The organism is Thioclava sp. DLFJ4-1, from assembly GCF_002020145.1.
Taxonomy (GTDB): domain Bacteria; phylum Pseudomonadota; class Alphaproteobacteria; order Rhodobacterales; family Rhodobacteraceae; genus Thioclava; species Thioclava sediminum.
The window spans coordinates 622,012-642,841 of sequence record NZ_MPZT01000002.1 but is presented as its reverse complement, the minus strand read 5'-3'; the positions used below and the strand labels follow the sequence as shown (position 1 = coordinate 642,841).

At 62.5% G+C, this 20,830-nt stretch carries 18 protein-coding genes and 6 pseudogenes; 13 read left to right on the top strand and 11 right to left on the bottom strand.

Annotated elements, in window-relative coordinates; all coding sequences use genetic code 11:
• Positions 1-117: 117 nt before the first annotated feature.
• Positions 118-306: pseudogene (locus BMI85_RS08235) on the top strand (IS5/IS1182 family transposase); the annotation flags it as partial.
• Positions 307-379: 73 nt separating this feature from the next.
• On the opposite strand, the pseudogene BMI85_RS08230 reads toward BMI85_RS08235, so the two are convergent.
• The 5 genes and pseudogenes from BMI85_RS08230 to BMI85_RS08215 all read right to left on the bottom strand — a co-directional run.
• Positions 380-1,024: pseudogene (locus BMI85_RS08230) on the bottom strand (DDE-type integrase/transposase/recombinase); the annotation flags it as partial.
• A 207-nt stretch (positions 1,025-1,231) separates the two neighbouring features.
• Positions 1,232-2,911 carry a serine hydrolase gene (locus tag BMI85_RS08225; RefSeq protein WP_246832518.1) on the bottom strand — a complete coding sequence of 560 codons (1,680 nt, stop codon included), beginning with the start codon at positions 2,909-2,911 and terminating at the stop codon, positions 1,232-1,234.
• 441 nt (positions 2,912-3,352) lie between these two features.
• Positions 3,353-3,538 (bottom strand): hypothetical protein, encoded by a 186-nt coding sequence (locus BMI85_RS21400; RefSeq protein WP_146684062.1) that lies wholly within the window; start codon positions 3,536-3,538, stop codon positions 3,353-3,355.
• Between the two features lie 158 nt (positions 3,539-3,696).
• Positions 3,697-4,158, bottom strand: a pseudogene (locus BMI85_RS08220) (transposase); the annotation flags it as partial.
• A gap of 301 nt (positions 4,159-4,459) precedes the next feature.
• Positions 4,460-6,667, bottom strand: coding sequence for a heavy metal translocating P-type ATPase (locus BMI85_RS08215; RefSeq protein WP_244176608.1), 2,208 nt, complete (start codon positions 6,665-6,667; stop codon positions 4,460-4,462).
• Positions 6,668-6,777: 110 nt separating this feature from the next.
• Here BMI85_RS08215 and BMI85_RS08210 point away from each other — a divergent pair, with 110 nt between their 5' ends.
• Complete coding sequence (locus tag BMI85_RS08210; RefSeq protein WP_078549180.1) at positions 6,778-7,206, top strand: helix-turn-helix domain-containing protein; 429 nt, start codon at positions 6,778-6,780, stop codon at positions 7,204-7,206.
• Between the two features lie 20 nt (positions 7,207-7,226).
• On the opposite strand, the gene BMI85_RS08205 is transcribed toward BMI85_RS08210, so the two are convergent.
• From BMI85_RS08205 to BMI85_RS21660, 4 genes are all read right to left on the bottom strand, one after another.
• The gene (locus tag BMI85_RS08205) at positions 7,227-7,847 is read right to left on the bottom strand and encodes a class I SAM-dependent methyltransferase (protein WP_078523302.1); all 621 of its coding nucleotides are present in this window, start codon (positions 7,845-7,847) and stop codon (positions 7,227-7,229) included.
• A 139-nt stretch (positions 7,848-7,986) separates the two neighbouring features.
• The gene (locus BMI85_RS08200) at positions 7,987-8,961 is read right to left on the bottom strand and encodes a calcium/sodium antiporter (protein WP_078549176.1); all 975 of its coding nucleotides are present in this window, start codon (positions 8,959-8,961) and stop codon (positions 7,987-7,989) included.
• 306 nt (positions 8,962-9,267) lie between these two features.
• Entirely contained in the window at positions 9,268-9,912 is a 645-nt protein-coding gene (locus BMI85_RS08195; RefSeq protein WP_246832517.1) for a metalloregulator ArsR/SmtB family transcription factor, read from the bottom strand.
• 39 nt (positions 9,913-9,951) lie between these two features.
• Positions 9,952-10,164 carry a hypothetical protein gene (locus BMI85_RS21660; RefSeq protein ID WP_246832516.1) on the bottom strand — a complete coding sequence of 71 codons (213 nt, stop codon included), beginning with the start codon at positions 10,162-10,164 and terminating at the stop codon, positions 9,952-9,954.
• On the opposite strand from BMI85_RS21660, the gene BMI85_RS08190 reads away from it, so the two are divergent.
• From BMI85_RS08190 to BMI85_RS21655, 8 genes and pseudogenes are all read left to right on the top strand, one after another.
• Positions 10,163-10,867, top strand: a complete 705-nt coding sequence (locus tag BMI85_RS08190; protein WP_246832515.1) for a sterol desaturase family protein — start codon at positions 10,163-10,165, stop codon at positions 10,865-10,867. The genes BMI85_RS21660 and BMI85_RS08190 overlap by 2 nt on opposite strands.
• Positions 10,864-11,016 (top strand): hypothetical protein, encoded by a 153-nt coding sequence (locus BMI85_RS21395; RefSeq protein WP_168174754.1) that lies wholly within the window; start codon positions 10,864-10,866, stop codon positions 11,014-11,016. Before BMI85_RS08190 ends, BMI85_RS21395 begins: the two co-directional genes overlap by 4 nt.
• 25 nt (positions 11,017-11,041) lie before the next feature.
• Complete coding sequence (locus BMI85_RS08185) at positions 11,042-11,725, top strand: DUF1499 domain-containing protein (protein ID WP_210402327.1); 684 nt, start codon at positions 11,042-11,044, stop codon at positions 11,723-11,725.
• Between the two features lie 24 nt (positions 11,726-11,749).
• Complete coding sequence (locus BMI85_RS08180; RefSeq protein ID WP_078600683.1) at positions 11,750-12,175, top strand: rhodanese-like domain-containing protein; 426 nt, start codon at positions 11,750-11,752, stop codon at positions 12,173-12,175.
• Positions 12,176-12,690: 515 nt separating this feature from the next.
• Positions 12,691-13,567: pseudogene (locus BMI85_RS08175) on the top strand (site-specific integrase).
• Positions 13,568-13,591: 24 nt separating this feature from the next.
• Positions 13,592-14,790, top strand: a pseudogene (locus BMI85_RS08170) (IS91 family transposase).
• A gap of 966 nt (positions 14,791-15,756) precedes the next feature.
• Positions 15,757-16,046: pseudogene (locus BMI85_RS08165) on the top strand (transposase); the annotation flags it as partial.
• A gap of 280 nt (positions 16,047-16,326) precedes the next feature.
• Positions 16,327-16,689 (top strand): 5-formyltetrahydrofolate cyclo-ligase, encoded by a 363-nt coding sequence (locus BMI85_RS21655; RefSeq protein WP_341853198.1) that lies wholly within the window; start codon positions 16,327-16,329, stop codon positions 16,687-16,689.
• Between the two features lie 27 nt (positions 16,690-16,716).
• On the opposite strand, the gene BMI85_RS08155 is transcribed toward BMI85_RS21655, so the two are convergent.
• Together BMI85_RS08155 and BMI85_RS08150 are read right to left on the bottom strand one after the other, a co-directional pair.
• A complete protein-coding gene (locus tag BMI85_RS08155; RefSeq protein WP_078549162.1) occupies positions 16,717-17,868 on the bottom strand; it encodes an HPP family protein in 1,152 nt (383 codons plus the stop codon).
• 53 nt (positions 17,869-17,921) lie between these two features.
• Positions 17,922-18,677: a sulfite exporter TauE/SafE family protein gene (locus BMI85_RS08150; RefSeq protein ID WP_078600681.1), complete on the bottom strand. Its 756-nt coding sequence runs from the start codon at positions 18,675-18,677 to the stop codon at positions 17,922-17,924.
• 76 nt (positions 18,678-18,753) lie between these two features.
• Between BMI85_RS08150 and BMI85_RS08145 the strand changes: the two genes are divergently transcribed.
• The 3 genes from BMI85_RS08145 (at position 18,754) to BMI85_RS08135 (ending at position 20,817) form a co-directional block, all read left to right on the top strand.
• The gene (locus tag BMI85_RS08145; protein ID WP_078572436.1) at positions 18,754-19,449 is read left to right on the top strand and encodes an FCD domain-containing protein; all 696 of its coding nucleotides are present in this window, start codon (positions 18,754-18,756) and stop codon (positions 19,447-19,449) included.
• Between the two features lie 500 nt (positions 19,450-19,949).
• The gene (locus BMI85_RS08140) at positions 19,950-20,306 is read left to right on the top strand and encodes a metalloregulator ArsR/SmtB family transcription factor (protein WP_348638893.1); all 357 of its coding nucleotides are present in this window, start codon (positions 19,950-19,952) and stop codon (positions 20,304-20,306) included.
• On the top strand, positions 20,299-20,817 hold the full coding sequence (locus BMI85_RS08135; RefSeq protein ID WP_078549158.1) for an SRPBCC family protein: 519 nt from the start codon (positions 20,299-20,301) through the stop codon (positions 20,815-20,817). Before BMI85_RS08140 ends, BMI85_RS08135 begins: the two co-directional genes overlap by 8 nt.
• Positions 20,818-20,830: the final 13 nt, after the last annotated feature.

Below are 20,830 nucleotides of genomic sequence, written 5' to 3'. Positions count from 1 at the left end.
ATCTGGAAAGAGCTGGTCGGGGCCTTCGACGCGCCCTGTTCGAATGGCAGCTTCGGGCCGAGGCTGTGTGGAAACTTAAGCCCATGGTATACTTTCGCAAGGCAGCGGGAGGCACGGATGGCGGGTTTCATCGACGGCATCGACCGGGAGCAAACCACGCTTTTCCCCGAGCGCGTCGACGATTGGATTATTGAGGATCATCTGGTCCGTATCATCGACCTCCTCGTCGATGAGCTTGATCTTCGCGCGCTCGGGTTCGGACGTTGTGTGCCTGCTCGAACCGGTCGCCCGGGCTACCATCCATCCTGTCCGTCGTGAGATGATTTGGGACACGAGGGCCTGATCGAGAACGGAGGGCCTGGCTCGTTGTGGTTTCAGTTTATGCCGCGGTCTGGCGATGCAGCAAGCGGCGCTTCTCGATGGTTTTGGCTTTGATCTCCTTTCGTGTTTTCAGGATGGCTTCGGCCCTGCCGAGATAGACGTCGGCGGGCGCGAGGTTGCCCAGGCTCTCGTGGTAGCGGTGATGGTTGTAGTGGTCGATGAAGTCGCCGATCGCCTATTCCAGAGCGCCGGGCAGGTAATAGTTCTCGAGCAAGATGCGGTTCTTGAGGGTCTGGTGCCAGCGTTCGATCTTGCCCTGGGTCTGAGGGTGGCGGGGAGCACCCCGGACGTGATCCATGCCCTCGTCAGCAAGCCAGTCGGCCAGTTCCCCGGAGATGTAACTGCTGCCATTGTCGCTGAGCAGCCGGGGCCGGTTGGCAACTGTGGCCTGATTGCAGCCGGACGCGACCAGAGCATCTTCCAGTGTCGCGGTCACATCAGACGCCTTCATCGTCGTGCAGAGCCGCCAGGCGATGACGTAGCGGCTGTAGTCGTCGAGGATGGTCGAGAGGTAGAACCAGCCCCAGCCGATGACCTTCAGGTAGGTGAAGTCGGTCTGCCAGAGCTGGTTCGGTCGGACCGTCTTCTCGTGGAACTCCTCTGCCGCCTTGATCACCACGAAGGCCGGGCTGGTGATTAGGTCATCTGTTCGTTTTCTTCCGGCACCCGTTGCACCAGCCATTGGATGCAAGTTGGCATCCGATGTTTCGTGAGGCATTTGCCTATTTTGCGCCGCGTTTGATCGCTGATGACCGCTCGGTCGCGAAACTCACCCGCTGAGAAGGCCGCAAAGGGCGATGACTGAGCACTTTGGGAGGACTGAGGGGCATTTTGCGCACACCCGGCTGTGTTAGTCGGGGCGTCGAAAGATGCCGAGATGTTCTTCGTTCAGGTGTTCGATCTGCATTTCGGTGGCCGGTCCGGGGGAGGCTGCGCGAAAGGTGACGCGCGAGACCGAACCTGCGGGTTGGTTCTCGGTCACCGGATAGACAACGAAGGTGTCACCATCCCAATGGCGCATGGGCAGCGCTCGGTGGTCCGGGCCAAGCGTTAGCACAAGCGATCCGTTGGTCTCAGAGATCGAGGCGGGGCCGAAATAGGGATTGTCATAGGTGCCGACATAGGTTTGCGCGGGCGCTGCCTGGGCAGGGTCAGCGGGGGGCTTTGCACCCACCAGCTGCCCCACAGGGGCCGATAGCGGCGCCATGATCGGGGCATAGGCCGCCAGCCAGTCGCGGGTATCCCTCCCCAGTTCCGCGCGATCGAGGAAGCTCGCGGTGATGGCTTCGGCGGCCCCTGTCGGCGGTGCATTGGTCAAGACGACGATGCCCAGATCGAGCTCGGGCAGCATTGCGACACTTGTCGATGCGCCCAATGCGAAGGCCCCGGAATGGCTTAGCATCACACGGCCTGACCAGCGGGTATCGACATTGAAGCCAAACCCATAGGCGCCCGCGCGCGCAGAGACCGCCATCGGCGCGCCTCGGATCATCTGCGGGGAGGTTGCAGGCAGAAGCGCCTCTTCAGAGATCAGGCGCGTCCCGTCCGCCATACCGCCGCCCAGCACCATCGCCATCCAACGCCCCATGTCGTGCGCGTTGGAGCTGACCCCGCCCGCCGGGCTTTGCGCGTCGGGCTGGCGTTTGTCGGAGATCACATAGCCATCGCCACCCGGCACATGGCTTGCGGCCCGATTGTCCCGCGCCATGTAATCGGCATGGGTCGAGCTGGTCGCGCCCATGCCAAGAGGCGCATAGAGCGCCGTCTCCGACAGGCGCGCCCAATCCTTGCCTGCGGCCGTGGCCACCGCTTGGGCTGCAGCCGTAATGCCGAAATTGGTATAGGTGTATTGCGCCCGGAATGGGCCTTGGGGCAGCAGAGCGAGCCGCTTGAGGATTTCGCTCCGGTCGAACCCGATATCTTCCAGATCGTCTCCGGCATGATCGGGCAGGCCCGAGCGATGCGCATAGAGATCGGCGATGGTGATATGTTCGTTGATCCACGGATCGCCCAAACTGAAGGCGGCCAGAAAATCGTGGATCGGGCTGTCCCATTTGACGCGGCCTGCGGTCACTTGGGTGGCGACAACGGTGGCACCGACGGGCTTTGACAGCGAGGCGAGAAGGAAGACCGTCTCGGGATCGACGCCCTCCGGGCTTCCAACGGCGCGCTTGCCAAAGCCGCGCGCATAGACGGTGCGTCCGTTATGAACCACAGCGACCGCCAGTCCGGGAATGCCGGTTCGCTTGAGGATATCCTGACTGAGATCATCCAATGTCGAGATCGCCGCCGTGATCCGCGCGTCCGGAACGGGAAGCAGCACCGTCATGGGCGGCGCGGGCATCGGCTTGGGCAAGGCCAGCTCGGGCAGCGGCTGGGTCGTCTGTGCCGCCGCAGACAAAGGCCCGGCCATAAGACTGGCCAAGAGCAGCGCGCCGCCCAGCAGCATGTAATGCGCGTGACTACGTCTCGAACGGCCCCGTGCCTGTGGCGCGTCGGAGGGTGCGGGGCGTTCGGCTTGTTGTCTCAAAGGGTTTTGCGGCATGGCTCGGAAATGTTTTTGGACGACCTCACAGCATCTTGACAGAAGTCGCGCGAATTAAAAGGTTTGGATCTTTGTAAAGCTGGCGTGACCCGAGTTCTCGCCTCCGGCCATAGCTCTCTAAGTGCCGATCCGAGCCTTGTCGCGCGCCTCAAAGGCCCACAGGGCCTCTTGCAACTCCAGCGCCTCAATGCCGTCGCGATCCTGGCCAGGCCTCCGTCAGCCGCATCGTATGCCACGCCGCAATTCCGCCCTCGGGTGGATATTGGAACCGGGGAAAGGCAGTCCGCATTTCGCTCGATGTTCGTAGAGCGGGACCGGCGCGTCTGTCGGATTGGCGCAAGTCACGCCGACGGGGCAATAGTGGCGCTGCAGCGCGACCACGCGCTCGAAGAAGGGCAGGCCAAGCAGGGTCGGCTCTCCGCCCGGTCAGGCAAACTGCACCTCGCGCTGCCCCGCCTTGACGCTCGCCGCGATCAGATCGCGCATATAAGTTTCGAGAACTGCATCTGACATGCGGAACTTCTTTTCCTGCGGGTAGAGATGTTCCTTTTCAAGGTAATAGCAATATTTGCAGTCGATATTGCAACGAGGCCGCATTGGCTTGGTCGTCACGGCAAAGGGCCGGGAGGGGCGTCATCGGATCATCCTTGCTTGGGGCGCAGGCGACGCTAGGCCAGCGACAGGTTCGCGCCGCTTGAAGGGTCGAAAACGTGCCACGTGTCGGATTGAACGGTCAAGTCGATCAGATCGCCGATACCGGGCAGGTGGTTGTTCACGTCGGCGGAGATCAGGCTGGCATCGACGGCAAAGCCCTTTTCGGAGACCGGCCCCTCCTTCAGGCACCGCTCCACAGTGGCTTCAAACACCTGTCGCAGCAGGTTGCTTTCGCGGAACTTGGCGTGGCGATGCCGCGAGAAGGTCGAATGATCCGGGACGTTGCCCTCTAGGCCCAACCGGCAGAACCAACGATAGGCCAGGTTCAGGTGAACCTCGTTGCACAGGCGTCCTTCGGATCGGATGCCCATGACGTAGCCGATCACCAGCATCCGAATGATCAGTTCGGGGTCGATGGAGGGGCGGCCAAGGTGGCTGTAGAACGGTCGCAGCGCGTCCCGCAGGCTGTCGCCGTCAAGGAACAGATCGATCTCTCGCAGCATATGATCGGCCGGGACATGACGGTCCAGATTGAAATCATAAAACAGCTGCACTGGAGCGTCCTGCCGACCCATCATCCCGAAATCCTCCCATCCCCTCATCGACGAGTGAATCGAAAGACTTGCCGCACTGCAACAAAGACTTTTTCAATAGAATGGGCGGAAAGCTGTCGTTCGCTACAAAGACAAAGTGGTGCCTCTATCGTTTGGAAGCGGCCATTCAGGGCACGCTATCCCACAAATTACCGCGGCGGTTTCCTTCAAAGAAAGAGTAGGCACTCCAGCTCCGAGTTGCCTCAAACGTTTTCGGCTGCCCGGTTGAACGGCACGGGGTTTGTCGATTTAGGAAATCTCCAGCGCTTGAGCAGAGATTTCAGGCCTACTGCGCCTCCGCCTTGAACCGTAGGAGGCGGAGCGCGTTCATCGTGACCAGCACCGTCGCGCCGGTATCGGCCATTACCGCGATCCAGAGACCGGTGAGACCGAGCAGCGTCGTCACCAGAAACACCCCTTTCAGGCCGAGCGCGATGGCCACGTTCTGACGGATGTTGGCCATCGTCGCGCGCGCCAGCCGGATCTGCTCGACGACATCGGTAACCCGATTGCGTAGCAGCGCGCCATCAGCGGTCTCGAGCGCGACATGGGTGCCCGAGCCCATCGCGATGCCGAGATGGGCGGTGGCGAGCGCCGGGGCGTCGTTGATGCCGTCGCCCACCATCATCACATGCGCATCCCGCGCCAGATCGCGCACCGCCGTAACCTTGTCCTCTGGCAGCAGCCCGGCACGGGCCTCGATACCAAGCCCGTCGGCGATCGCCCGAGCCGTCACCGGGTTGTCGCCGGTCAGCATGACCGACGAGATACCCATTTGCTTGAGCGCGGAGACCGCCTCTGCCGCATCAGCGCGCGGCTCGTCGCGAAGAGCCATCAGGCCCAGAAGGCGCTCAGGCGTGAAGACGGCGACCACGGTCTTACCCGCGCTTTCCAGGCGGTGGGCAGTGGCGCTGTCGGCGGCGCTGAGCACGCCCGTTTCGGTCGCGAGGCGCGGTGCCCCGACATTCCAGATTTCGCCGTCGATCTCGGCGCGCGCACCGCGGCCCGGGATCGCCGTGACGGAGGTGGTCTGCGGCACCGCGATGCCACGTGCCTCCGCCCGGGCGACGATCGCCTGTGCGAGCGGATGGCTGCTGCCCGTCTCGACCGCTGCGGCGGTGGCGAGAAGGTCGGCCTCGCTCCCGTTCAGGGGCAAAAGATCGGTGATCTGCGGCCGGCCCTCGGTCAGCGTGCCGGTCTTGTCGAAGGCGACGAGGCTGGTTCTGGCCGCTGTCTCCATCACCGCGCCGCCCTTCATCAACAGCCCGTGGCGCGCCCCGGTCGAGAGCCCGGCGGCGACGGCGGCAGGCACAGAAATCACCAGCGCGCAGGGGCAGCCGATCAGCAAGAGCGCGAGGCCGCGATAGATCCACGTCTCCCAAGACGCGCCGAAGGCGAGCGGCGGCACGATCGCGGCCAGAAGCGCCACGCCCACCACTGCGGGCATGTAGACGCGGCTGAACCGGTCGATGAACCGCTCTACAGGGGCGCGGGCGCTTTCGGCTTCCTCCACGAGATGCAGGATGCGCGAGATCGTGTTGTCTTCGGCGGCTTTCTCGACGCGGATGCGCAGCTCGCCCTCGGTATTGATCGAGCCGGCGAAGACCGCGTCGCCGGGCTCTTTCAGGACTGGCACGCTCTCGCCGGTCACAGGGCTTTCATCGACACCCGAATTGCCGGAGACGATGACGCCGTCCGTTGGGATGCGGTCGCCCGGGCGGGCCTGCACGATCTGCCCGATGTCGAGGCTGTCCGCCGAAACTTCTCGGATCCGGTCTCCGCTGACGAGCCGCGCAGTCTTCGGCACAAGATCGGCCAGCGCCCGGATCGAGCCGCGGGCGCGCGACGCCGCAAGCCCTTCGAGCATCTCGCCGACAGCGAAGAGGAAGACGACGAGCGCGGCTTCCTCCGCCGCCCCGACGAAAAGCGCGCCGATCGCGGCGATGCTCATCAGCATTTCGATGGTGAAAGGCATCCGCGCCCGTGCCATCAGGGCGGCCCGCCGCGCCACGGGGGCGACGGCGATCACGGTGACGAGCACGAAGACCCAATGCGCGATCGGGCCGCCGACCAGCAGCTCCACCACCCAGGCGGCGGCCAGCAGAAGCCCGGTCGCGATCAGGTAGCGTCCCTTCGGGGTCGCATACCACGCGGGATCGGCAGGCGGCGTTGGCGCGCTCTCGACCGCAGGCGTCTCATTCGTCTCGCTCGCCCCCGGAAGGGCACCCTCGGGAAGAACAAATCCGCCCTTGGGCTTTTCCGGCTCAGCCCCTTTGGCCGAGACGCCATAGCCGAGGCGGCGGATCGCCTTCTCCACGCTTTCGCGCGAGGTGGTCGCGGTATCGAGCCGCAACCGCAGCCGCTCGTTCATCAGCGTTACCTCGACCCCCTCGACACCGGGCAGAGCCTCGACGGCACCTCGCACCTTCGCGGCGCAGGCCCCGCAATCCATACCGGTCACGCGCCACTCCTGAAGGTTTTTCGCCTCGGACATCTGTTACCATCCTCTCACTCTCGATTTCTCGACAGCGAGGAAGATAAGAGCTACAGCAACTATAGGTTCAAGGGGAAAATCCGCCCTCACGCGGCCGTGATGGGAGCGACATGCATACAATCGGAACATTGGCGCGCCGCACCGGCACCAAGGTGCAGACGATCCGCTATTACGAGCAGATAGGCCTGATGCCCGAGCCCGGACGGACCGAGGGCGGCCAGCGGCGCTACGGCGATGTCGATCTCGACCGGCTCGCCTTCATCCGTCATTCGCGCCAGCTTGGCTTCCCGCTCGAAGCGATCCGCGAATTGCTGGACCTGTCAGATCATCCAGCGCGCGATTGCGGAGCTGCGGATTCGATCGCGCGGCGACAGTTGCGCGAGGTCGAGACCCGGATCGCGCGTCTCCAAGCGCTCAGGAGCGAGCTGGAACGGATGATCGGCGAATGTCGGGGTGGGACAGCCTCGGAGTGCCGGGTGCTGGAGGTGCTGCGCGACCACTCGGAATGTCTCGCCGACGATCACGACGCGATAGGCTGACCCCGCTGCACAGGGGCCGATCAGCGGAGCTTCCGGAACAGGCTGAACTGGAAAGACTGCAGGTTGCCTGAGGGCGTCGTGTGTTTCTGGAACCGTTTCGCCACCAACTCAAAATCGGGGCCCAGCACACCGCCAAGGGCCTCCGGACTGTAGCGACGAACGGGAAGGCCGCTGCAGGTCTCCGGCCCGTCAGGAGCGAAGGTCGCGATGATCGCGTGCCCCCCAATGCGCAGAGCACGAGACAGGCGCGTCACATAGGCATCCCGGTCCGATGGGTCGACCAGAAAGTGGAACACGGCGCGATCATGCCAGAGGTCATAGACCCGCTGGGGCGACCAGCGCGTGATATCGGCGACGATCCACTCCACATCCGCGCCGCGCGGCCCAAGCCGGGCACGCTGGGCGTCGAGGGCCGTCTGGGAGAGGTCGAGAACGGAAATGTCGCGCAGGCCACGCGCGATCAAGCCGTCAACGACCCGCGAAGTGCCGGCGCCCACGTCGATCACCCGGGTGTCCGGCGTCACACCGGCGCGTTCGGCAAGTTCGAGCGAGATCTCCGGAGCGTCCTGATGCCAACTGAGGTCACTGTCACTCTTGCTGCCGTAGATCCGGTCCCAGTGATCCTTTCGCGCCTCGTTCATCCAAATCCCCTATTCGCTGGCAATAATCGCATTGCTATCAAGGCGCCTGGTGTTCGTGATCCATATGCTTTTTCAGATTTTGACGCCGCCCCGCCGAGGGTTCGACATTTCAAAGTTTTCACCTTTGGCTCCAACGTTCTCAAGGCCAAAGCTTCCAAAGATAGATACCGTAGCCCGCGATTAGCGCCAGCCCCTCCCATCGGGTGATCCGTAGCCCGGTGGTCGCGAAGACCACCAGAAGGAGTGAGACAAGAACCATCAGCGGGGCGTCAAATCGCGCGATTTCCTCGGGCACGCGCGACGGGGCGATCAGCGCCGTCGTCCCACCGATGCCGAGAATATTGTAGATGTTTGATCCGACTACATTTCCGAAAGCCACCTCGCCCTGACGCTTCAGCGCCGCCACGATCGAGGTGATCAGCTCGGGCATCGAGGTGCCAATCGCCACGATGGTCAGACCGATGACCGTTTCCGAGACGCCAAAAGCCCGCGCGAGCGATACGGCGCCACCAACCAGCAATGAGCCACCGAAAACCACGAGTCCCAATCCGGCGAACGCGAGCAACAGCGGCATGAGAATACCGTGAGGTGCATGCGGTGGCGCGAGGCCGGGATCCGCGTCAGCAAGGGCCACCGTCTTGTCGTAGATCGCGCCGCGGTCAGCGTGCTGGCGTTCCTGATGGATCACAAAGCCCAAATAGCCGACCAGCGCTGCGATCAATCCAACTCCAGCGATCCGCCCCATCGGAGCGAACGGCGCGACCCCAGCGAAGACCACGGCGACGACCAGCATCACCATCGCATCTCGTCGCAGGGCGACGCGCGCCACAACGAGGGGCGCAATAACGGCAGAAACGCCAGCGATCAGAAGGATATTCGCGATGTTTGAGCCCACGACGTTGCCGAAGGCGATGCCTGGCGATCCACTCAGACCGGCCTGAACCGATGTCACCAGTTCCGGTGTCGAGGTGCCGAACCCCACCAGTGTCAATCCGATCACAAGCGGTGAGATACCGATCCGCTCAGCGGTCTGGACCGCCCCGCGGACCAAAAGCTCGCCTCCGACCACCAGCGCGACCAGCCCCGCCAGAATGGGCCCCCAAATCTCGAACATCTCAGTCCATCCCTATGCGGTCATCGCCGCTTACCGCACGCAAAATGGCGGTGGCGCGCGCGGGTATCAAGAGAGTTGCGCGAGGTGTGTCGCGGTGTAGAGCAGCGCTCCGGCATGCGTATCAACGGCAGCAACTGGCCGTCCATGAACGGCGACCCGGTAGCAGACACTAAGCGGAGGTTGCTTCCATCATGAGATCTCATGTGAAGTCTGGGCGAATTGTCATTGCATTTTTGAAGGCCTCGCATGCAGTGCGATCACATAGTCAGGTCGACCCGTAGCGACATCGAATAAGGCCTTTGTCGATCAGGATGTTGCCTGAATGGCTCGACCGTCTTCGCGCCACTCAGGCAGACCGCCGTCAAGACGACGAGCGTTGAAGCCATTCTTGCGCAAGAACGCCACGGCTTGGTGAGCGTAGACACAGTATGGACCACGACAATAGGCCACAATCTCGGTGTTTCGGTCGAGATCCGTCAGGAACTTGCCCAGCTCCGTCACGGCCATGTTGAGCGCGCCCGGGATATGAGCATCGGCGAACTCGTCGGCGGGGCGCACGTCGAGGACGGTCACCGACCCTTCACTCAGTCGAGCGGCAAGCTCGTTGCGGTTGATCGGTTCCGGCGCGTCTTCGCCGTTCGATATTCCGCGCAGAATCTCCCCAACCTGTGCGAGGTTCCTTTCGGCCACATCGCCCAAAACCCCCAACAACGTCAGTGTCCTCGCGTCGGTCAGCCTGTAGATTATCGCCTTGCCGTCGCGCCGACTGGTGACAAGGCCAGCGCGCCGCAATTGCTGCAAATGCTGCGAACAGTTCGCGACAGTGAGCCCGGTTTTTTCCGCAAGCGCCTCTACCCTGCGCTCGTTCTGGGCGAGCTGTTCAAGAAGCATAAGGCGTGCGGGGGCCGACAAGGCCCGCGCGACAAGGGCGTATTCTTCGAGAAGGGCCATCTTCGGGCTAATTGACATGGGCTGCCTCGGAGTATTACATCATTCAATCGAATAATTGAATGATAGCGAATCCAGCCTGCGCCACAAGAGCAAAGCCGAACGCATGACCGAAACGATCCTCTCTGCCGAGCCGACGATCCGACTTGCCGCTTTCTTGGGCGTGTTGGCGGCGATGGCGTTGTGGGAGGTCGCGGCCCCCCGGCGGCGCAGAGAGATACCGCGCTTGATCCGTTGGACGAACAATATTGCCATGGTCTTTATAGATACGGTGATCCTGCGCCTGGCATTCCCGATCCTCGCAGTCGGATTGGCCGTCATGGCCGAGGACCGTGGCTGGGGGCTGTTCAACAATCTGGAGTGGCCGACTTGGGCGGCCATCCTTGTTTCGATGCTGGTGCTCGATTTGGCGATCTACCTTCAGCATGTCATGTTCCACGCGGTTCCCGGACTTTGGCGTCTGCATAGGATGCACCATGCCGATCTCGACTTCGACGCAACGACGGGCCTGCGGTTCCATCCGCTGGAAATCCTGATCTCGATGGGGATCAAACTGGCGGTGGTCGCGGCGCTCGGGCCGCCTGCGGTCGCGGTGCTGCTGTTCGAGGTGATCCTGAATGCGACCGCGCTTTTCAACCACGCTAATATCGATCTGCCGCGTCCGGTTGATAGAGTGCTGCGCCTGATCGTGGTCACGCCCGACATGCATCGCGTCCACCATTCCGTCGACCCGCGTGAGACCAATTCGAACTACGGCTTCAACCTGCCCTGGTGGGATCGGCTATTGGGCACCTATGTCGCGCAACCGGCAAAGGGGCATCAGGACATGGAGATCGGGATCGAACAGTTCCGCAAGCGTCGTGATCTTTGGATCGACAGGATGCTGATCCAGCCGCTGCGCGGCCCAGCTTCGGGTCATGCTCTCGACCCACGCATCGCGGTGGAGGAAGAGGAATGACTTACATCCTCGGCATCCGCGAGAACCCGCGCCCCTTTCCTGAACAGTTCTTGCAGGTGCTCTTTTTCGGCTGTCCGGAGGCCCGTTTATCCCTGGAAACGCACCCGCGCTTGAATCCCGCCCCCGATCAGAAAGATACAGATGCTTGAATTCATAACGCGACGCCTTGGCTATGTGGCGATCTTTCTGGGCCTTGTGTCCCTTGCGCTTCTTGCTTTGTCCGTCTGGGGGTATCGTGCGGGCGGATGGCCTTGGCCCCAAGCCTATAACATCGCCGGTTGGGGTGTCTGGGCGGCGTTAGTGGGGGTCGTCGCAGCGCTCGTGACCTTGGCGGGGGCTATCCGCAAGAGCCGCGGTGCCAGCATCGCGCTGATTGGTCTTATCCTGTCATTGCCCGTTGTAGGCCTCGGAGCGGCTTTCGAAATCGCCGCTTGGACGACACCGCCGATAAACGACATCTCGACCGATACCGAAGACCCGCCGGTCTACTGGTTCACCGCGACCCCAACGGACTACCCGGCGCAAAATGCCGAGCCACAACGCTCCGCCTATCCGGACGTGCGCCCGCTGGACCTTCCGATCCCGGTCGAGGATGCATTCGCAGAGGCGTTGACCCTTGTCGAAACGCGTGGCTGGGAGCTTCTCTCGGCCGACCCTGCGGAAAACCAGATCGAAGCCATCGCCCGAAGCCGCGTCTTCGGCTTCGAGGACGAGGTTGCAGTTCGGGTTACCGACATCGAGACAGGCAGCCGCATCGACATGCGGTCACGCTCGCGCCTTGGGCAGATCGACCGCGGCGCCAATGCCCGACGCATCGAGGCGTTCCTTACGGAGCTGCAAGCGCAAATCACCGAATAAGATCGGAAACCAAGGAGCACCCAGATGAAACTCTCCCACGTCCTTGGCGCGGCCACTGTCGCGCTTTGCCTTCATTCCACTCCCATTTTGGCGCAGGACGCCGCCATCGAGGCGATGCAGGAATACATGATGTTCTCGGAATATGAGGCCGGCATCATACTGCCGCAACAGATCGACCAGGCCGTCTTTGAAACGGCGCTCTTCGTCGACACACGCGACGCAGAACAGTTCGAGGCTGCAACGATCCCCGGTTCCGTCAATATCGAATGGCGCGAAGTGCTGGACCGGATTGACGAGATCCCCAAGGATCGAATGACAGTCCTTTTCTGCAACACCGGCAGCCTGTCCGCCCAAGCGGCATTTGCCCTGCGGGTTGCAGGTCGAACGAACGTCGTAGTTCTGCAAACCGGTTTCGCCGGTTGGGAAAAAGACGCGGCCTACAAGCCTTGATCTAAACCGTTCGTGATGGCTCCGGGCCATGGCGTTGGCCCGAACTGACCGTCGATCGAACTACTTTGAGAGAAGTCTCCGAAGCGGTGGGGTCGACAGTATAGTCGGCTCTGCACAACCTACTATCAGCCGTTCCTTTTCTTGTTCAGTCCTTCATCGATACTGCAGCAAAAATCCAATTCCAGCGCCCTTGCAAAATCCTTCGCCCTTGCGGCACAGATCGAGTGAATGCTGCGATCGGCAGGCTTGTCCCGCAGAGCTTCTATAGGAGCCGGAAAGGTGCTGCGGCGGGCCCAGAAGACCGCTTCGGAGAAGCTGCGCGGCAGCGCCGACGAGGACAACGAATGTCTGGTTAGGACCGTTTCAGTCCTCGCGGACGAAGGGCGGGAGGACTAAGCCGCTCCGCGGCAATGGCGCTCGTGGCTGGCGTTGCCCGTCATTTCCGCGTTTTTCTATGTGGCTGAGCTTTCTGGGCTGACGATGGGGGTTTTCCCACCGTCAGACAGGAGATTCCCATGGAGGAGAAGAACACCACCCCGCTGCGCCAGCGGATGATCGAGGACATGAACATCCGCGGGTTGTGCGAGAAAACGCAGAAGGCGCACATTCGGAATGTGAAGCATTTCGCGTCCTTCCTCGGGAGGCCGCCGGACACCGCCACGCCGGAGGATCTGCGGTCATACCAGCTCAAGATGACCCAAGAGGGGGTGACCGCCAGCACCTTCAACGTGCGCATCATCTCGCTGCGCTTCTTCTTCGGCGTAACGTGCAGTCGCGACGAGATGAAGCGCTTCATGCAGTTCCACCGCAATCCCCGGAAGTTGCCCATTGTCCTGAGCGTCGGGAAAGTGGCCGATCTGATGGCCGCCGTGCCCGGCCCTGGGCTCAAATATCGCGCAGCGCTCGGGATCAGCTACGGAGCGGGGCTCCGCGCATCCGAGGTCTGCAACCTGAAGGTCAAGGATATCGACAGCGACCGGATGCTGATCCATGCCGATGACGGCAAGGGCGGGCGTGACCGCAAAGCCATGCTCTCGCCCAGCCTGCTGGATCTGTTGCCGGACTATTGGCGCGAGTCCCATCCTGAGGGCTGGCTGTTCCCCGGTAAGCCCAAGATCAACCCGCTGTCGCCACGACAATTGAACCGGGCGTTCACCTCGGCCAAGCATATGGCGGGCATCAAGAAGGCCGCGACACTGCATAGTTTGCGACACAGCTTCGCCACCCATCTGCTCGAGGCCAACACTGATGTGCGGGTGATCCAGGTGCTGCTCCGGGCATGCCAAGCTGACGACGACGGCACGATACACCCATGTGGCGACGAAGACGATCCGCGGCACGGTCAGCCCTTTCGAGCAGATGAAGCTGCTTCAGGACGAGACCCTGCGATGAGGACTGGAGTAGCCCCCGGGGTCGGTGTTCCGGCCAAGGCTGGAGATCGCTGACATCTTCCGTGCCCATGGTCCTGCGTGGCGGCAGGCCAATGAAGGGCATGTCAGCCTGACCCAGCTGAAGGTCATGTCAGCGATCGAGGCCTGCCGGACCGAGGCGCTCGGCGGGATGTGGCGGGCTGTGCCAAGTGCGGCCACCACCATGTCGCCTACAACAGCTGCAAGAACCGGCATTGCCCCAAATGTCAGGGACCGGCGGCGCGCGACTGGATGGCGGCGCGGGCCGAAGACCTGCTGCCCGTGGAATATTTCCTCATCGTCTTCACCCTGCCAGCGGAGATCGCCCAGATCGCCTACTGGAACAAGAAGGCGGTCTACGGTCTCCTGTTCCGCGCCTCGGCCAAAACCGTTATGACCATCGCGGCCGACCCCAGGCGCCTCGGCGCCCGGGTTGGAATGACCAGCGTGCTCCACACCTGGGGTTCAGCGCTGACGCATCATCCCCACATCCACATGATCGCTCCGGGCGGCGGCCTGTCGCCCGACGGCACCCGGTGGGTCTCCCACCGCCCGGGCTTCTTCCTGCATGTGCGGGTGCTGTCGCGGCTGTTCCGGCGGCTGTTCATCGAGGACCTTCTCGACCTGCATCGCACGGGCGCGCTCAACTTTTTCGGTGACCTCGCCGGACTGGCTGACGCGGGAGCCTTCGCCGCCTGGCTCGCCCCGTTCCGCAAGAACGAATGGGTGGTCTATTCCAAGCCACCCTTCGGAGGACCCGAGGCTGTGCTGGCCTATCTCAGTCGCTATACCCACCGGGTGGCGATCTCGAACAATCGCCTGGTCAGCGCCGATGCCGATACCGTCGCGTTCCGCTGGAAGGACTACCGGATCAAATCCGGCGACCGGCAAAAGGTCATGCGGCTGGCCACGCCGGAGTTCATCCGCCGCTTCCTGATCCACGTCCTGCCAGACGGCTTCCACCGCATCCGGCACTACGGGCTGCTCTCCAGCTCCGCCCGCAAGGCCAACATCACCAGAATCCGCGCTTTGCTCTGCGTCCAGCGGTCTCAACAGGTCGCCGTGCCGGACCCGCAGACCAAGATCACCCCGCTCACCCTGCGTGAGCCATGCCCCTGCTGCGGCGGACCCATGCGCATCGTCGAAATCTTCCGGCGCGGCCAGAAACCGATGGCACGTGCGCCATCCAAGGAGCAGGCCGCATGAGATATCGCCCCTCATCCGACACGAAGCAGCACCGGCTACAATCCGCTGATCCGGTCCGAATAGCTTGTGCGCTCCCGTTTACAGCGCGGCCAAAGCCGGCAGGCGCTCAGAAACGCACAGCTTTGTCGGGATCACCGGCCGCGTCGTTTGCGACCGTATCAGGCATTTGGCTCGCCATCACTCGCACCCCGGATGCAGCCGCTGCCCCGACCGCCCACGCATTTTCCCCATAGGGTTATCCAAGCCCCCCGCGGCTTCCTCCTTCCGAGGTTTGTCAACGCGGGCCGCCGCCTCCCGGCCGCCCACGTCGCGCCGCGGCCCGCATCGAAAAACCTTCAGGAATGCGGTCGTTCGCTGCACTTTACACCGATGTCTGCTACGCGAAGCAACTTCTTCATATCGACCGCATTTGTGACTCGGTCTTTCCTGGCTTCGCGCGCGCTCCTAACGACGAAACGGGCTATCGAGGCAAAGATGCGCAGAGGCGGCGCACCAGCCAACTGAACGACGATATGAGGGCGCATGGCGGTGGTCCTGCAACGAGGGCACGGCCAGCATCTCTAAACGCAGTGCGGCAGCCTGTTTTCGAGCGCGCGCTGCCCTCGTTCGGCGCCGTGCAAAAGTAAAGGCCATTGAGGCTGCGACACACCCAACGGCCTTTTCAACCCAACTCTCGATGAAAGGTTACGTGATCAATTTAGAACAAAAACAGTCGGGAATCAATAGGCCTCTGCGCTTACCTGTGCGCGGGGGCCGGCTGGCCTATCATACTTAGGACCTTTCGATGAGATTATCGAGCTCCTCATCGGTGCCTTTGCTAAGTGGGCTGTCGTGGGCCACCATCGCTAGGTTGCCATCGCGTATCTACTTGAGGGCATTGGCGACAACCGGCGATACCTCTTTTCCGGTCAGCTGTTCTACCGTTTGGACGATGAAGCTTATGACCGCACGATGTGCTAGTGCCCAATTGAATACAAGCGGGTGCTGAGCGGGATTATCTTCGTCAACCGCAATGGCTTGCGCAGGTGCGACGCTCCTGCTGCTTATGGCCCCAACAAAACGCTCTACAGCCGATGGAGGCGTCGGAGCGAAAAAGGCATCTTCGCGCGGATGATGTCTGGGCTGGCGTCGGAACACGGCGGAGAAAAGGCCGTGATGATCGACGCGACATACCTCAAGGCCCATCGAACGGCGACCAGCATGGCCGCCAAAAAAGGATGCGTGGCCGTCTAATTGGTCGGACCAGAGGCGGCATTGACCTGCCTCCGAGGTCGCCCGGGCTATTTCGATTCGCTGGCCGTCGATCGCGAACAGGCCCGCGACGTGGCCCGTTGGCGAAAGGCCGACCGCGGCCGCACTGCGCGTCTGGCTCTGTCGGTTGCAGAGCGCAAGGAGATCAGCGAGCCGCTGGTCGGCATCTGCGGCAGGTATTGAAAGACCGCTTCGGCGGGGCACCAGGCAAGGTCTTTTCCGCCTACTGGCCGATCAAGAGTAAACCCGACCTGCGCCAACTGATGGCCAAGCGTCACAAGACCGATCACCGTCGCCCTGCTACTGGTCGAAACCAACGCGGACCCGCTCACCTTTCGCCGCTGGACGCCCGATACCCGCATGGCGCGCGGCGACTGGAACATTCCCGTCCCGGCTCCGCACGCTCGGATCGTCACGCACGATATCGCAATTGCGCCGCTCGTCGGCTGGACCACAGAAGGCTATCGCCTCGGATATGGCGGGGGCTATTTCGACCGAACTCGAGCCGCGCTGGAACCGAAACCCTTTGTCGTCGGTATCGGGTTTCAAGAGGCGCGCCTTCAGACGATCTTCCCGCAACCTCGTGACATCCCGCTCGATCTCATCGTGACCGAGAAAGGGATCCAGACCGTGAGAGACGTGGTCTGAGCCGCATCCAGGTCCCAGGCACCCCGGTCAGGCGGAGCCGGCGCGCGCCGCGCTCCGGGACAGCGCTGCCACGAGGTCGGTCCGGGTGACGATGCCGACGATCTTGCCGTATTCAAGGACCGGAACGGCATCTGTATCTCCCTCGGCCATCATCGGCAGCAAGGCCCCGATCGGGGTGTCGCCGGTAGCGCGGGGGCTGGCGACACTCATGATATCAGCGGCGGTCATCGGTCTTTCCCTGTCCCGATCCAACAACCTGCGGAACGCTGCCCGAAAGCCGCGATCAAGGCGCAGGGCATCGTCGCGGGCCTGGCTGATGAGATGCATCTGGAAGATCACGCCCAGAAAGGTTTGATCCACGCCAACGACCGGAAGCGATGTGAAGTGATGCTGCCGGAACAGATCCGCGATCTCGCCCAATGGGGCGTTCGACGTGACGGTGACGAGACTGCGCGACATGATGTCTTGCGCAGTCAACGGGCCCGACGAATGCGCCGCCGCCTGCAGTTCGGCGGCCCCGATCAGTCGGGCTAGGTCTTCGACGCCGAGGTTGAACGACTGACGATAGCGTTCGAGAATCCCGGTCAGCTCCTCTTCCGAAAGCCCAAGTCGCTCGATCGGATTGCGATCTGCGGTTCCATGAATATTGGGATCCTCGAATTGCCGGAAAGGATAGTGGCGTCCCGTCAGTCGCGCATAGAGGGTTGCCAGCAGAACCAGTGCGATGGTGCCGAACGCAATTGGCGTCAGGGCGAACCAAAACCCCAGATGCGCGATGGCGTCCGGGGACATGGCCGCGGTCATGGCGACGGCACCAGCGGGCGGATGGACTGCGCGGCACAGGATGGTTGCGGTGATGGCAAGCCCGACGGCGAGCGCGATGCGCAAGGCGGGGTCCGCTACAAAAAGGCACACCGCAACCCCGACAAAGGCCGCGACGGTATTGCCCACGATCGCCGACCAGGGCTGCGCCAGGGGGCTGTTCGGAACGGCGAAGAGCAGAACCGAGGACGCCCCAAAGGGCGCGACGAGATAAAGACCGAGGTCCAGATCGACGGTCGGCGACAACAGGAACAATCCGGTTAGCGCCAATCCGATCAGCGCGCCAAGCCCCGCGCGCAGCGCCTCCTTGGTTGGAACGCGGGCCACAGCCGGGCCAAGTGACTTCAGAATGTGCAACGCGACGCCTCAACATCAGCTTTCGCCGAAAGTTTCAACGGTTTGACGAAAGATCAACCTGCGGGGCGCATAAAGAAGGCAACGGTCATGATCAAGCCGATTGCGATAATGAACAGACGCAGCACGGCCGTGTTCCGAACCCGCCGCGCCAGAACCGCGCCGATGTATCCGCCCATGGCGCAGGACAGGCCGACGATCAGCAAGTTGCCCCAGTCGATCAGGCTCGCAATGGCATATGTCGCGACCGAGACCACCGATAGGATCACGGACATCAAGTTCTTCAACCCATTCATCCGGTGCAGGTCGGTCATGCCGATGACGCCGAAAGCCGCGAGCAGCATGATGCCGAGGCCACCGTTGAAATAGCCGCCATAGACCGAGACCACGAACACAAGAGCAAGTGCGGTGGGGCTGGGCGTCTCGCGCCCGGACTTCGCGAGATACCGAACGAAGGACGGTCCGGTGGCAAAGGCCAAGGTCGCCATCAACAAGAGCCAGGGCACCACGCCCGAGAACAGCTCTTCCGGCGTGACCAGCAGCAGACTAGCGCCAGCGAGCCCCCCGACGATCGCCGTGCCGAAAAGATGGGCGAGAGGAGGCTTCCCGCCGCGCTCGATATCCGTGCGATAGGCCCAGGCGCTGCCCACATAGCCCGGAAGGGCTGCAAAGGTCGCGGTCGCATTCGCCATGATGGGCGGAACACCGGCCCAGACGAGTGCCGGAAACGTCAGAAAGGTGCCACCACCCGCGATTGCATTGAGCGCACCGGCGCCCAAGCCGGCCAGCACGAGTATTATACCTGTCAGCATGTTCGTTCTCCTTCAAACCGCGCCGCTGTTGCATGATGCCGGATTGGTCTGCAAATTGGTCTGTATGGGGGTGCGAATGACCACGAAGCGAACTCGAAAGGTTGTGGAAGCGCTGCGCGACTATTGCGCGGCGGCCGCCATCGCGCCGGGCGGACAGCTGCCGCCGGAGCGGGATCTGGCGCGTCGGTTGGGGTGCAGCCGTGAGACGCTGCGCAATGCCTTGGCCGAGCTGGAGCTCGCTGGCGACCTCTGGCGGCATGTCGGGCAAGGCACGTTCCTTGGCCCCCGCCCGCGGGGCCACCCTGTGCGCGAGACCATTCTAGTGCAAGGGGCTTCACCGCTTCAGCTGATGCAGGCGCGCCTGACCCTCGAGCCCTCCGTCGCCGCCGAGGCAGCTGCGCTCGCGACCCCTGCCGAGATCGCCTATCTTTCCGATCTGGTCAACCGGGGCCGCCGTGCCGCAACCCGGGCCGACTGCGAACGGCTCGACGCCGCCTTTCACCGTGGTATCGCAGAGGTAACAGGTAATCCCATCCTGCTTGGCCTTCTCGACTATCTCGCGGGCGCGCGCCGCCATGCGGCCTGGCAGCGCGAATGGGAAGTCACTTACCGAAAACTCGGTGTCGCCGAATTCACCGAACGTCACAGCCTACAGCATGAGGAGGTGGTCGCCTGCATTCAACGGGGCGCGGCGGACGCCGCCGCGGATGCCATGCGCGGGCACCTGCAGGCGATCTTCACGGCGATGCGCGAGTCCGGTCTGCCGCCCTGATAGCGGTGCCGCTCCGCCGGAGCCCTGCGCCCTCAGACCACTGCCCCCAATCAATCTCGAAACATCCATAGGCGGGGGAGAGCCGCCGGTTGCGTGGGTAGAGGATAGAAACCGGCGAGAGTGACGGCGGAAAATCGGTCAGAACCTCGACGAACTCGCGGGCGGTCAGAGCCGCCTCGGCATGGTAACGCGGCATCTGGACAAGACCGAAGCCAAGGCGCGGCGACTTTGTCCGCAATGCGGACCTCTGCGGAACCAGTTTGCTGCGCAAGGGACGGAGGAGCGGTTCGGTGACGCTGTGCCGCAGCGGTGCGCCTTGGGATCAAGGGCCGCAATGGGCCGAAGGCCAACGTTTTCTTCCCTGCCTGAACTTCTGATCTCTGTGGACCCGCAAAGCCGCACTGAGCTGAGCATTCCCGTTGCTGTGCGTCGCACCGAAATCGGCTATGCCCCTGCAGGCTTCTCAAGGTTAGGTATTGACCTAACCTTATTGCAGCCACATGCTTAGGCGCATGCCTAACTCAAAACGCCCCATAGAACGGGTCTTCATCGCATTGTCCGATCCTACGCGGCGGGCAGTAGTTCAGAAACTTAGCGAAAGGTCGGCCGCCGTCTCACAATTGGCCCAGCCATTCGACATGGCGCTGCCGTCCTTCACACAGCATCTCGGTGTTCTGGAAGACGCTGGCCTTATCGTGTCGCAACGACAGGGGCGAAGCCGTGTCTGCACGTTGAACCCGATGGCTTTGAAAGCTGCGGAAGATTGGATGGCCTCCCACCGCAAGCAGTGGGAGAGCCGCCTGGATCGCTTTGAGAGTCACCTCGAGAAAATGAAGGAGGAGAAATCCGATGACTGATGGAGCCGCCGATATCGTCTCTGCATGGGCTGAGTGGCCTTTGGAAAAAGAAATTGTCATCTCGCGTGTCGTCGACGCTGACCGAGAAACCGCCTTCGCAGCATGGACCGATCCAGCGCAAATCGTGCAATGGTTTGGGCCTGACGGCTTCCAGATCGAGTCGCATGAAGCCGACATCCGGGCAGGCGGTGTATGGCGGTTCGACATGATTGCCCCGGACGGCACGCCGTTCTCGAACCGTATGGATTTTCTGCGGGTCGAGGCACCAAGCCTGATCGAGGCCGATCACGGTCGCGATGTCGATGATGATCCTGACCGGTTCCGGCTTCTGGTCACTTTCGACAAGCAGGATAATGGAAAGACGGTTGTCACCCTGCGCCAGATGCATCCGACGCCAGCACGCCGCGCAGTGGTTATCGGCTTTGGGGCTGTCGAATTTGGCGCTCAAACGCTTGGCAAACTGGCCGTTCATGTTGCGGGCAAGACCGGCGATGCCGCAGCGCGCGGCTGAATTTTCACAGGTT

Bases quoted from the DNA above. Each gene is read 5' to 3' on its own strand.
- BMI85_RS08215 (WP_244176608.1), bottom strand. From the start codon at position 6,667: ATGTCCGAGGCGAAAAACCTTCAGGAGTGGCGCGTGACCGGTATGGAT.
- BMI85_RS08210 (WP_078549180.1), top strand. From the start codon at position 6,778: ATGCATACAATCGGAACATTGGCGCGCCGCACCGGCACCAAGGTGCAG.
- BMI85_RS08205 (WP_078523302.1), bottom strand. From the start codon at position 7,847: ATGAACGAGGCGCGAAAGGATCACTGGGACCGGATCTACGGCAGCAAG.
- BMI85_RS08200 (WP_078549176.1), bottom strand. From the start codon at position 8,961: ATGTTCGAGATTTGGGGGCCCATTCTGGCGGGGCTGGTCGCGCTGGTG.
- BMI85_RS08195 (WP_246832517.1), bottom strand. From the start codon at position 9,912: ATGGCCCTTCTCGAAGAATACGCCCTTGTCGCGCGGGCCTTGTCGGCC.
- BMI85_RS08190 (WP_246832515.1), top strand. From the start codon at position 10,163: ATGGTCTTTATAGATACGGTGATCCTGCGCCTGGCATTCCCGATCCTC.
- BMI85_RS21660 (WP_246832516.1), bottom strand. From the start codon at position 10,164: ATGGCAATATTGTTCGTCCAACGGATCAAGCGCGGTATCTCTCTGCGC.
- BMI85_RS21395 (WP_168174754.1), top strand. From the start codon at position 10,864: ATGACTTACATCCTCGGCATCCGCGAGAACCCGCGCCCCTTTCCTGAA.
- BMI85_RS08180 (WP_078600683.1), top strand. From the start codon at position 11,750: ATGAAACTCTCCCACGTCCTTGGCGCGGCCACTGTCGCGCTTTGCCTT.
- BMI85_RS08150 (WP_078600681.1), bottom strand. From the start codon at position 18,677: ATGCTGACAGGTATAATACTCGTGCTGGCCGGCTTGGGCGCCGGTGCG.
- BMI85_RS08145 (WP_078572436.1), top strand. From the start codon at position 18,754: ATGACCACGAAGCGAACTCGAAAGGTTGTGGAAGCGCTGCGCGACTAT.
- BMI85_RS08140 (WP_348638893.1), top strand. From the start codon at position 19,950: ATGCTTAGGCGCATGCCTAACTCAAAACGCCCCATAGAACGGGTCTTC.
- BMI85_RS08135 (WP_078549158.1), top strand. From the start codon at position 20,299: ATGACTGATGGAGCCGCCGATATCGTCTCTGCATGGGCTGAGTGGCCT.